We start from the raw sequence: 13,968 nt of genomic DNA, 5'->3' as shown, positions 1-13,968 counted from the left end.
TTTATGAACAAAAATGAACTTATAATTGAGCTTTTTAATCGAAAAGTAAAGCTTTGGGTGGAAGGAGATCAACTGCGTATTCGTGCTCATAAGGGAGTACTGACACAAGAATTACTTGATACACTTACCACTCATAAGGCAGATGTTATTGAGTTGCTACGCCAGAACACAATAGGTGGTTATGATTCTTCCTTACCCCCTATTAAAGCGAGGCCAGAGCAGCACTATCAACCTTTTCCTCTAACAGATATCCAGCAGGCTTACTGGCTGGGTCGCAGTAGTACCTTCGAGTTGGGTAATGTTGCTACCCATGCTTACATAGAAATTGACAGTAATAATTTAGATATAAAACTTTTCAAAGAGGCTTGGCAAAAGTTAATTTTACGTCACGATATGCTACGGGCGGTTGTGCTACCCAGTGGCGAGCAACAAATTTTAAAGGCGGTTCCGCCCTATGAGATTGAAATATTAAATTTACAAGAATTCGAACCTGAAGTTGCAGTCGTTAAATGTGAAGAGATTCGCGAGCAAATGTCTCACCAGGTGCTGCCACCTGATAAATGGCCACTATTTGAGATCCGAGCCACTCGTTTTGACCAAAAGCGATATCGACTTCACGTGAGTTTCGATCTGCTAATGGCAGATTTAGGGAGTTTACAGCAGTTGTTAAAAGAGTTGAATCAACTTTACCAGAACCCAGAAACTCAACTGCCGCCATTAGAACTATCATTCCGGGACTATGTTCTAGCAGAGAGACAGGTAAAAGAAACACAATTATATCAACGGGCACAAAGCTACTGGTGGAACCGATTAGATACTTTACCCCCAGCACCGGAATTACCCTTAGCAAAGAGTGTCCTCAAACAGCCAACATTTGTGCGTCACAGTGCTCAATTAGACCAACAGAAGTGGCAACAATTAAAACAGCGTGCCCAGGCAGTGGGATTAACCCCATCTGGAGTATTGCTAGCAGCATTTGCCGAGGTGCTGACGGCGTGGAGTAAGAGTCCAAAATTTACTATCAATCTCACCCTGTTTAATCGCCTACCGTTGCATCCCCAAGTGAATGAGATTGTGGGCGACTTCACATCAGTAACGTTACTGGAAGTAAATAACTCCACCTCAGAAACATTTGGCAACCGTGCCCTCCGACTACAGCAACAATTGTGGCAGGATTTAGACCATCGCTATGTTAGTGGTGTCGAGGTAATGCGAGAATTAGCGCGACGACAAGGCGGTACGCACCGAGCCATGATGCCAGTAGTTTTCACTAGCGCTTTAACACATAATTTTTTGACCAACACCGCCAACGGATTAAATCAACTAGGTGAAATAGTTTATGGTGTCAGCCAAACCCCGCAGGTGTGGCTAGATCATCAAGTATCAGAGGAAGAAGAGAGATTAGTGTTTAATTGGGATGTGGTGGCAGACTTATTCCCAGAGGAAATGATAGACGATATGTTTGAAACATATTGTCAATTATTGGTCGAGTTAGCAACAAAAGAAGCCGTTTGGCAGCAACCCCAACGACAATTAGTGCCAGCTTACCAACTAGAGCAAAGGGCAGGGGTCAATCAAACGCCCGCACCCAATAGCGGTGAGTTGCTACATACGTTATTCGCCAAACAAGCAGAACTCAGAAAGCACTCACCCGCCGTGATTTCACCAGAGCGAGTATTGACATATGAAGAATTATGGAGACTAGCCAATCAGGTTGGTCATCGTTTACAGCAGTTAGGGGCAAAACCCAACTCATTGGTAGCAGTAGTCATATCCAAGGGTTGGAAACAGGTAGCTGCGGTGTTGGGAGTGTTGATGTCGGGAGCCGCCTATGTGCCAATAGATCCCCAGTTACCATCCCAACGTCAGCAGCAACTATTGGAGCAAAGTCAAGCCCGTGTCATTGTCACGGATGATCCCTTAGTGGCAACCAGCGCCTGGGTTGGGTTAATCCCAGTGATGCTAATAGATGAGAGGATGCAATCTCAGGAGCCAACTCTGCCCTTAGCCTGGGTGCAGACACCAGAGGATTTGGCTTATGTCATCTACACTTCTGGCTCTACCGGGATTCCCAAGGGCGTGGCTATCGACCATTGCAGTGCTGTCAATACTCTGCTAGATATCAATTCCCGCTTCTGTGTGAGCCCAGCAGATCGGGTGTTAGCTCTTTCAGCCCTCAACTTTGACCTGTCCGTCTATGACATCTTTGGCGTGTTAGCGGCCGGAGGCACGATTGTCATGCCGGGGGTAACTGAAGTGAAGGAACCTGCCCATTGGGTGGAGTTGATGAGACAACATCATGTCACCCTCTGGAATACAGTACCAGCGTTGGGGCAAATGCTAGCTGACTATCTCAGCAGGGAGCGGATGACGCCACCACAGGGTCTGCGCTTAGCTCTCCTGAGCGGTGATTGGCTCCCGTTAAGCTTACCAGCACAGTTGCGACAACTGTGGTCACAGATGGAGATTGTCAGTTTGGGAGGAGCAACCGAAGCCTCCATCTGGTCAATCTGCTATCCTATTGATGAGGTAGACCCAAGCTGGAGCAGTATTCCCTACGGTAAGCCACTGGTCAATCAAACCTTTGTTGTGTTCGATGATCGGTTAAACGCCCGTCCAGTGTGGGTGCCTGGGGAACTCTACATCGGTGGCATTGGATTAGCTCGGGGATACTGGCAGGATGAGGAGCGCACCGCCACTAGTTTTATCACCCATCCTGTCACTGGAGAGCGACTCTACAAGACCGGGGACTTAGGCCGCTACCTCCCCAATGGCAACATTGAGTTTCTGGGGCGCCTTGACCATCAGATAAAGATTCGCGGTTTTCGCATCGAGCTGGGTGAGATCGAGTCCGTGCTCGGTCAGCATCCATCTGTCCAGCAAACCTTAGTCACCTCTGTTGGTGAGTCAGCCAATCGGCAATTAGTAGCCTATGTCGTGCCTACTATTGAGCACTATCCTGCCAGTCCATCGGAAGTCCATGACCCCATTGAGTTCAAGCTATCACAACCGGGATGGCAACAGATAAGGATCGCTCATCTGCGTGAATTCTTGCAAGAGCAATTACCCGCCTATATGGTGCCATCACACTTCGTCATCTTGGAAGCACTCCCACTGACACCAAATGGCAAAGTTGATCGCAAAGCACTGCCTGCACCAGAAATGCGTTCCGACCAGAAGCTAGAGTTTGAAGCTGGGCGAACTCCGATTGAGGAAATGCTAACCTTCATCTGGGCAAACATCCTCAAAGTTGAGCAAATAGGTATCCACGACAATTTCTTTGAATTAGGCGGAAATTCGTTACTAGCAACCCAAGTGATCGCGCAAGTGCGTTCCACCATTTCGTTAGAAATCCCATTAAGGAGTTTATTTCAACATCCCACAGTCGCCAAGTTAGCACAAATTATTCAACTAGCCATCCAGCCAGATGAGCAATTAACCGCACCACCGTTAAGACCAATTGCCAGAGATGGGGAACTACCCTTGTCATTTGCTCAAGCGAGATTGTGGTTTTTAAACCAATTACAGCCCCACAGCGCCTTTTACAACATTCCGGTATTCCTACGTATGGCCGGTCAACTCGATGTGGTGGCTCTGCAAGAGAGTATCAATGAGATCATCCGTCGCCACGAAGCCTTACGCACCAACTTTACCGCCACAGATGGTATTCCAGTGCAAGTCATCGCTGCCACCCACAATTTGACGCTGGAGGTGATCGACTTACAATCTCTACCAGAAGCAGCACGAGAACTAGAAACGACTCGCTTAGGAACCGATTCAGCCCAGCAACCCTTTGACCTAGCGCAAGAGCCGTTAGTGCGGACGAAACTGGTGCAAGTTCATCAGACAGAACACGTCTTGTTGCTGACCATGCACCACATCATCTCCGATGGTTGGTCAATGGGAGTGTTTGTCCGAGAGTTAGCCGCACTGTATAATGCTTATTCTCAAGGTCAACCTTCACCATTACCAAAACTATCGGTTCAGTATGTAGATTTTGCCGCTTGGCAGCGCAAGTGGTTGCAGGGTGAAGTCCTAGAATCTCAACTTAATTACTGGCAAAAAAAACTAGCTGGGGTGTCCACATTATTGGCACTGCCAACAGATCGCCCGCGACCAGCATTCCAATCTTTCCGAGGATCTCATCAACAGATCACAATTCCAGTGGAACTATCGCAAGCACTGCGGTTATTGAGTCGGCAGCAAGGTGTAACTCTGTTCATGACCTTATTGGCGGCATTTGATACCTTGCTCTACCGCTATACTAGCAGCGATGACATTTGTGTAGGGACGCCGATAGCTAACCGCCAGCACCAGGAAATTGAAGGATTGATTGGCTTTTTCGTCAACACCCTGGTAATGCGAACCGATTTATCAGGCAACCCCAGTTTTGCCGAATTACTGTCGCGAGTAAGATCGGTAGCCCTAGAAGCCTATACACATCAAGACATCCCCTTCGAGCAGTTGGTAGAAGCATTACAACCAGAGCGTTCTTTAAGCCATACACCCCTATTTCAGGTGATGTTCGACCTGCAAAATGTGCCGATGAGTGCTTTAGATATGACTGGGTTGAGTATGAGCTCGTTGACAGTAGAAACTGACACGACCAAGTTTGATTTAACTTTATCAATACTAGAAACAGATCTGGAGTTGGTAGGGGTATGGGAATACGACACCGATTTATTTGATGCTGCTACGATTACTCGGATGGCGGGGCATTTTCAATTACTGCTCGAAGGAATTGTGGCTAATCCCCAGCAACAGTTATCAGAGTTACCCCTGTTGAGTAAGCCCGAGCGAAATCAGTTGTTGGTGGAATGGAATGATACTCAAGCGGATTATCCTTATGATAAGTGTATCCATCAGTTGTTTGAGGAGCAAGTAGCACGTACACCCGATGCTGTAGCAGTGGTGTTTGAAAATCAACAACTGACTTATCAGCAGTTGAATAATCGCGCTAACCAGTTGGCACATTACTTACAGTCTTTGGGTGTAAAACCAGATACGCTGGTGGGTATTTGTATCGAGCGTTCTTTAGAGATGGTAGTGGGATTGTTAGGGATTCTCAAGGCGGGTGGGGCTTATGTACCACTTGACCCAGGGTATCCTAGTGAGCGTTTGGGTTACGCATTGTCAGATGCCCAAATATCTGTATTATTGACACAACAGCATCTAGTTGAGAAATTACCTGAACATCAAGCGCAGGTAGTTTACTTAGATCAAAATTGGGATGCGATACTTACAGCAGACTACGCCTACGCTCAATTTCCAAAAGACAATGTTCATAGTCAAGTTCAACCCACAAACCTGGCTTATGTCCTTTATACCTCTGGCTCTACAGGTAAGCCAAAAGGAGTAGCTATAGAACATCACAGCCCAGTTGCCTTAGTCGCTTGGGCTAAAGAGGTATTTACTCCAGAACAACTGGCTGGTGTTTTAGCTTGTACCTCAATCTGTTTTGATTTATCAGTTTTTGAGTTATTTGTACCTCTATCCTGGGGTAGAAAAGTTATCTTGGCTGAGAATGCCTTACATTTACCTACCTTACCTGCTGCCGAACAAGTCACACTGATTAATACAGTCCCCTCCGTCATCACCGAGTTAATTCGCATAAATGGTTTACCAGGGGGAGTAAGCACGGTTAACCTAGCTGGAGAACCGCTACAAAATCAACTGGTACAGCAGATTTACCAGCAACAAATAGTTAAATATATTTTCAATCTTTATGGTCCTTCAGAAGATACAACTTACTCGACCTTTGCATTAATTGAAAAGGGTACAACTTTTGCACCACCTATCGGTAGGCCCATAGCCAACACACAGATATACATCTTAGACGAATATCTGCAACCAGTACCTGTGGGTGTAGCAGGAGAGTTGCACATTGCTGGTGCTGGATTAGCAAGAGGCTACCTCAACCGCCCACAATTGACAATTGAAAAATTCATCCCCAACCCGTTTAGCACTGACCCTCATTCCCGGCTCTACAAAACTGGTGATTTGGCACGTTATTTACCTGATGGCAACATCGAATACCTGGGACGAATTGACAATCAGGTAAAAATCCGTGGTTTCCGCATTGAGTTGGGAGAGATAGAGGCAGTTCTGAGCCAACTAGGTGATGTACAAGCTTCTTGTGTCATCGCCCGCGAAGATACCCCTGGTGATAAACGCCTAGTTGCCTATGTGGTAGCAGATCAGCACTGTACAACCACAATTAGCGAACTGCGTCACTCCCTGAAAGCAAAACTCCCAGAGTACATGGTGCCAAATGCTTTTGTGGTGTTAGAGTCGCTACCACTCACTCCCAACGGCAAAGTAGATCGCCACGCTTTACCCACACCAGATTTACACAGCGAACGAATAGAAAAATATGTCAGCCCGCGCACACCTATTGAGGAAATGCTGGCACAAATTTGGGCACAAGTACTGAAAGTAGAACAAGTGGGCATTTACGACAACTTCTTTGAACTTGGGGGACATTCACTACTAGCAACCCAACTGCTTTCCCGCATACGTAACACCTTCAAAGTAGAACTACCATTGCGTAGCCTATTTGCAGCAGCGACAGTTGCCGAATTAGCACAAGAAATTGAGCAGTTACAGCAACAGGGCTTAGAACTAACTTCCTCACCCATCTTACCAAGGGTTGATAATGCAGAATTACTACTGTCATTTGCTCAACAGCGTTTGTGGTTTTTAGACCAGTTAGAGCCGAACAGTGCTTTATACAACATACCCTTAACTTTGCGTATTGTTGGAACTCTCTCAGTTAAAGCTTTAGAACAAAGCTTAGAAGAAATTATTCATCGTCATGAAGCGTTACGTACCAACTTCATCACTATTGAGGGAAAACCTTCTCAAATCATTCAAACACAAACAAATTGGATAGTCTCAGTTGTTGATTATCAGCATTTATCCACAAGTGAACAAGAGATTGCCACACAGCAATTAGCGCAAAAACAACTTATTCAACCCTTTGACCTAGCAACTGAAGCATTAATTAAAGCGACATTAGTAGTGCTTAATAAGACAGAACACGTCTTGTTAGTGTGTATGCATCACATTGTCTCTGATGGCTGGTCAATGGGTGTATTTGTTCAGGAGTTAGCAGTACTGTACAATGCTTATTCAATAGGTCAGCCGTCATCATTAGCACCACTACCGATTCAGTACGCAGATTTCGCAATTTGGCAAAGACAGTGGTTGCAAGGAGATATTCTGCAAAGCCAATTGAGTTACTGGCAACAACAACTGGCAGATGCACCAGGTTTATTGTCGCTTCCTACAGACCGACCAAGACCTGCTGTGCAGAGTTTTGCAGGGGCATATCAACAGTTTGCACTTTCCAAGCAGTTAACTAGTGGCTTAATACAGTTAAGTCAAGAGCAAGGAGTTACCTTGTTCATGACGCTGTTGGCAGCTTATGATACTCTACTTTACCGCTACACAGGTGTGGCAGACATTTTGCTTGGTTCACCGATCGCAAATCGCGATCGCAGTGAAATTGAAGGGTTAATTGGCTTTTTTGTCAATACCTTAGTGATGCGTACAGACTTATCAGGCAATCCTAGTTTCTGTGAGTTACTGGATCGTGTTCGGGAAATGGCGATGGATGCATACTCTCATCAGGATTTACCTTTTGAAATGTTAGTAGAAGCATTACAGCCAGAACGGGATCTTAGCCATACACCACTATTTCAGGTGGCGTTTGTCCTCCAAAATGCTCCCATGTCTCAATTGGAGTTGACTGGGTTAACCGTTAGTCCACTGGTAGTAGAAGGTACAACTTCCAGGTTTGATCTTACCTTACTAATGGAGAATACTGGTACTGGACTGGTGGGGCTTTGGGAATATAACACTGATTTGTTTGATAGCAGTACTATTGAGCGAATGACTGGTCATTTTATGACGTTGCTTGAAGGTATTATTGCTAATCCAGAGGAACGGATTTCTCAATTGCCTCTGTTGACACAAGTTGAGCAGCATCAGTTATTAGTTGAATGGAACGATACTCAGGTAGATTATCCCCAAGATCAGTGCATCCATCAACTATTTGAGGAGCAGGTAGAGCGCACCCCGGATGCAGTGGCGGTAGTGTATGAAAATCAACAGTTCACTTACCGGGAGTTGAACGCCAAAGCAAATCAGCTAGCACATTATCTACAAACTTTGGGTGTGGGGCCAGATGTGGTGGTGGGGTTGTGTGTAGAGCGATCGCTAGAAACAATCGTAGGAATATTAGGTATTCTTAAAGCGGGTGGGGCTTATGTGCCACTTGACCCTGAGTATCCGACTGAGCGTTTGCAATTTATCTTAGAAGATGCTCAAGTTTCAGTGTTGTTAACCCAACAGCAATTAGTAAATTCTCTTCCCAAACATCAGGCGCGTGTCATCTGCTTAGACAGCGACTGGGAAAAAATTGCTCAAAAAAGCGAGTCAAACTCTCTAAACACCACTACATCCGATAACCTAGCTTATGTCATCTACACTTCCGGTTCTACAGGCAAACCCAAGGGCGTTTTAGTCAATCACTCAAATGTAGTTCGTCTATTTGAAGCAACAAACTCTTGGTATAGCTTCAACGCTCAAGATGTCTGGACACTATTCCACTCTTATGCATTCGATTTCTCTGTTTGGGAAATTTGGGGTGCTTTACTGTATGGTGGACGACTGGTAGTAGTGCCTTATTTAGTGACGCGATCGCCCGAATCCTTCTTCGAGTTATTAACTCAAGAGAAAGTCACAATTCTCAATCAAACACCTTCAGCTTTCCGTCAGTTGATTCAAGCCGAACAGTCAACGGCAACTACTGGCAATTTGAACTTACGCCTAGTTATTTTCGGTGGAGAAGCCCTAGAACTCAAGAGTTTACAGCCTTGGTTTGAGCGTCACGGCGACCAATTGCCACAGTTAGTAAATATGTACGGGATTACGGAAACTACTGTACACGTCACCTACCGTCCATTGAGCAAAGCCGATTTGAATAGCACAGCAAGTGTAATTGGTCGTCCGATTCGTGACTTACAGGTGTATGTGCTGGATGAGTATAAACAGCCAGTGCCGATTGGTGTTCCTGGTGAAATGTACGTTGGTGGTGCAGGGGTGGCGCGTGGCTATCTCAATCGTCCGGAACTTACAGCGCAAAGATTTATATCTAGTCCTTTTGACAATTCAAAATTATATAAAACAGGAGACTTGGCGCGGTATTTGCCCAATGGCGAGTTAGAGTATTTAGGACGAATTGACCAACAAGTGAAAATTCGTGGCTTCCGCATTGAGTTGGGAGAAATTGAGGCACTACTGGCGCAACACCCAGCTGTTTGGGAAAGCGTGGTGGTGATACGAGAGGATGAACTTGACGACAAACGTTTAGTGGCTTACGTAGTACCGAAGGTGAAACAATCTTCTACAGCCGCAGAACTACGTCAGTTCCTCGCCAACCAACTCCCCAGCTATATGGTGCCAAACACTTTTATGATGCTGGAATCCTTACCCTTAACATCTAACGGCAAAATAGACCGCCGCGCATTGCCAAAACCGGAGTTAGACAGCACACTGCTAGAAAAATTTGTCGCCCCACGCACCCCAATTGAAGATATGCTGGCACAAATTTGGGCACAAGTGCTGAAAGTAGAACAAGTGGGCATTTACGACAACTTCTTTGAACTTGGGGGACATTCACTACTAGCAACCCAACTGCTTTCCCGCATACGTAACACCTTCAAAGTAGAACTACCATTGCGTAGCCTATTTGCAGCAGCGACAGTTGCCGAATTAGCACAAGAAATTGAGCAGTTACAGCAACAGGGCTTAGAACTAACTTCCTCACCCATCTTACCAAGGGTTGATAATGCAGAATTACTACTGTCATTTGCTCAACAGCGTTTGTGGTTTTTAGACCAGTTAGAGCCGAACAGTGCTTTATACAACATACCCTTAACTTTGCGTATTGTTGGAACTCTCTCAGTTAAAGCTTTAGAACAAAGCTTAGAAGAAATTATTCATCGCCATGAAGCGTTACGCACCAACTTCATCACTATTGAGGGAAAACCTTCTCAAATCATTCAAACACAAACAAATTGGATAGTCTCAGTTGTTGATTATCAGCATTTATCCACAAGTGAACAAGAGATTGCCACACAGCAATTAGCGCAAAAACAACTTATTCAACCCTTTGATCTAACAAGTGAAGCGTTAGTCAGAGCAACATTAATCATCCTGTCTGAGACAAAACACATTTTATTAGTGTGTATGCATCATATAGTCAGTGATGGCTGGTCAACGGGTGTATTTCTCCAAGAATTAGCGGTGCTGTACAATGCTTATTCTCAAGGTCAACCTTCACCCCTAGCATCACTGCCAATTCAGTACGCAGATTTTGCCATTTGGCAGCGCAACTGGTTGCAAGGGGATGTATTGCAAACCCAACTGAATTACTGGCAACAACAACTAAAAGATGCACCAGCCCTGTTAGTGCTGCCCACTGATAGACCTAGGCCTGCTGTGCAGACATTCGCTGGCACACATCAAAAGTTTGCACTTTCAGAGAAACTCACTCAAGGGTTGATACAACTGAGCAAGGAACAAGGAGTTACCTTGTTCATGACGCTGTTAGCAACTTATGACACTCTGCTTTACCGATACACAGGACAAGCAGACATTTTGGTGGGGTCTCCTATTGCTAACCGCGATCGTAATGAGATAGAGGGATTGATAGGCTTTTTTGTCAACACCTTAGTGATGCGTACCAACTTAGCAGGTAATCCGAGCTTTAGCGAATTGCTGACTCGTGTTCGCTTCATGGCAATGGAGGCATACACTCATCAGAACTTGCCTTTTGAAATGCTGGTAGAAACATTGCAGCCACAAAGAGACCTCAGTTATACACCACTGTTCCAAGTGATGTTTGCACTTCAGAATGCACCTATGTCTGAAGTAGAGTTGACTGGGTTAAGTGTCAGTCCACTGGTGGTAGAAAGTACAACTGCCAAGTTTGATTTGACTTTATCAATGCAAAACACTGCTGATGGACTGGTGGGTGTATGGGAGTATAGCACTGACTTATTTGATGCCAACACTATTGAGCGGATGACTGGGCATTTTGTGACATTACTTGAAGGAATTGTGGCTAATCCAGAGGAACGGATTTCGCAATTGCCAATGCTTACAAAAATTGAGCGACAGCAGTTGTTGGTGGAATGGAATGATACTCAAGCGGATTATCCTTATGATAAGTGTATCCATCAGTTGTTTGAGGAGCAAGTAGCACGTACACCCGATGCTGTAGCAGTGGTGTTTGAAAACCAACAACTGACTTATCAGCAGTTGAATAATCGCGCTAACCAGTTGGCACATTACTTACAGTCTTTGGGTGTAAAACCAGATACGCTGGTGGGTATTTGTATCGAGCGTTCTTTAGAGATGGTAGTGGGATTGTTAGGGATTCTCAAGGCGGGTGGGGCTTATGTACCACTTGACCCAGGGTATCCTAGTGAGCGTTTGGGTTACGCATTGTCAGATGCCCAAATATCTGTATTATTGACACAACAGCATCTAGTTGAGAAATTACCTGAACATCAAGCGCAGGTAGTTTACTTAGATCAAAATTGGGATGCGATACTTACAGCAGACTACGCCTACGCTCAATTTCCAAAAGACAATGTTCATAGTCAAGTTCAACCCACAAACCTGGCTTATGTCCTTTATACCTCTGGCTCTACAGGTAAGCCAAAAGGAGTAGCTATAGAACATCACAGCCCAGTTGCCTTAGTCGCTTGGGCTAAAGAGGTATTTACTCCAGAACAACTGGCTGGTGTTTTAGCTTGTACCTCAATCTGTTTTGATTTATCAGTTTTTGAGTTATTTGTACCTCTATCCTGGGGTAGAAAAGTTATCTTGGCTGAGAATGCCTTACATTTACCTACCTTACCTGCTGCCGAACAAGTCACACTGATTAATACAGTCCCCTCCGTCATCACCGAGTTAATTCGCATAAATGGTTTACCAGGGGGAGTAAGCACGGTTAACCTAGCTGGAGAACCGCTACAAAATCAACTGGTACAGCAGATTTACCAGCAACAAATAGTTAAATATATTTTCAATCTTTATGGTCCTTCAGAAGATACAACTTACTCGACCTTTGCATTAATTGAAAAGGGTACAACTTTTGCACCACCTATCGGTAGGCCCATAGCCAACACACAGATATACATCTTAGACGAATATCTGCAACCAGTACCTGTGGGTGTAGCAGGAGAGTTGCACATTGCTGGTGCTGGATTAGCAAGAGGCTACCTCAACCGCCCACAATTGACAATTGAAAAATTCATCCCCAACCCGTTTAGCACTGACCCTCATTCCCGGCTCTACAAAACTGGTGATTTGGCACGTTATTTACCTGATGGCAACATCGAATACCTGGGACGAATTGACAATCAGGTAAAAATCCGTGGTTTCCGCATTGAGTTGGGAGAGATAGAGGCAGTTCTGAGCCAACTAGGTGATGTACAAGCTTCTTGTGTCATCGCCCGTGAAGATATTCTAAGGGACAAGCGCCTAGTCGCCTACGTGGTATCCAACACTGAGCCAGCTCCCACCGACAAGCTACTGCGCCAGTTCTTAAAACAACAGATCCCAGAATACATGATGCCATCACACTTCGTCATCTTGGAAACACTGCCGCTGATGCCAAATGGCAAAGTTGATCGCTTTGCATTGCCTGCACCCCACAACGTACAGCTACAAAATACCTTTGTCCCGCCTCGGGATTCTGTGGAACTTCAACTTACACAAATCTGGGAAAACATTCTGAACACTAATCCTATAAGTGTTTTGGATAACTTTTTTGACCTTGGGAATTCTCTCTTAGCTGTCAGTTTAATGGCTCAGATTCACAAGCGATTTGGACAAAGCTTACCTCTAAGTACGCTTTTTCAAAACGCGACCATCGAACAATTATCTACCATTATTCGTCAGCAAGTTAATTCTTCAAGCTGGTCTCATTTGGTAGCAATTCAGCCTAATGGTTCTAAAAAACCTTTCTTTTGCGTGCATCCAGCTGGGGGTAACGTTGTGAGCTACCTCAATTTAGCCCGTTATTTAGGTGAGGAGCAACCTTTCTATGGGCTGCAAGCTCAAGGGTTGGATGGACAACATACACCGATGACTAGCATTGAAGAGATGGCAACTTCTTATATCAAGGCTATGCACATCGTTCAAAAAGAAGGTCCCTACCTACTCGGTGGCTGGTCATTGGGCGGAACTATAGCTTTTGAGATGGCTGTTCAGTTACAAAAACAAGGCCATCAGGTAGCCCTGCTTGCCTTATTCGACAGTCAAGCTCCCAACTTTGAGAGTCAGAACGACTTTGACCACACAGTACTCCTGAACAACTTTGCTCACGTTATCGGAGTTTATTTTGGCAAAAAATTGGTCGAGTGTGACGATGAGTTCAAAGAGCTAACTTTCAACCAGCAGCTACACTACATCTTGGAGCGGGCAAAAATGGCTGGGCTTATGCCAACCGATGCTGGAATTGAGTATCTTCGTCCTCTGGCAGAAGTTTTCAAGGCGAATCTTCAAGCTGCTCAAAACTATGTTCCACAGATTTATCCAAACCAAGTCATTCTTTTTAAAGCCAGTGCTGCATTATCCTCAGATTGTCCCAATTCTGCATTGGGTTGGGAAAAATTAACTGTTAAGCCTGTCAAAATTTACACCGTACCAGGGGAGCATCTTACCATGATGTCCAACCCATATATTCAAGACCTAGCAGACAAATTAAGAGACTGTTTGAATGAGGCACAAACTTTTTGAAAACCATCCAACTTGAATACTAACTCAAGTCAGTAGACCGAAAACTTTGGTGATCGCTAAAAATGGTAGTTTATGATACCGTTTTTCGGAAAATGCACAAAAGATGATTTCTAGAGAGAATGATAAACTAAGCTTATAAAAGCCGAGTTA

At 44.9% G+C, this 13,968-nt stretch carries 1 protein-coding gene; it reads left to right on the top strand.

Features of this window, described 5'->3' with window-relative positions:
* The first annotated feature begins 3 nt into the window (after window positions 1-3).
* Window positions 4-13,818: a non-ribosomal peptide synthetase gene (locus NPUN_RS36790; protein ID WP_012412905.1), complete on the top strand. Its 13,815-nt coding sequence runs from the start codon at window positions 4-6 to the stop codon at window positions 13,816-13,818.
* Window positions 13,819-13,968 lie beyond the last annotated feature (150 nt).

The sequence above is a fragment of the Nostoc punctiforme PCC 73102 genome (assembly GCF_000020025.1).
Lineage (GTDB): Bacteria > Cyanobacteriota > Cyanobacteriia > Cyanobacteriales > Nostocaceae > Nostoc > Nostoc punctiforme.
Note: the sequence above shows the minus strand (reverse complement) of the source record. Positions and strands in the feature narration are given on the sequence as shown.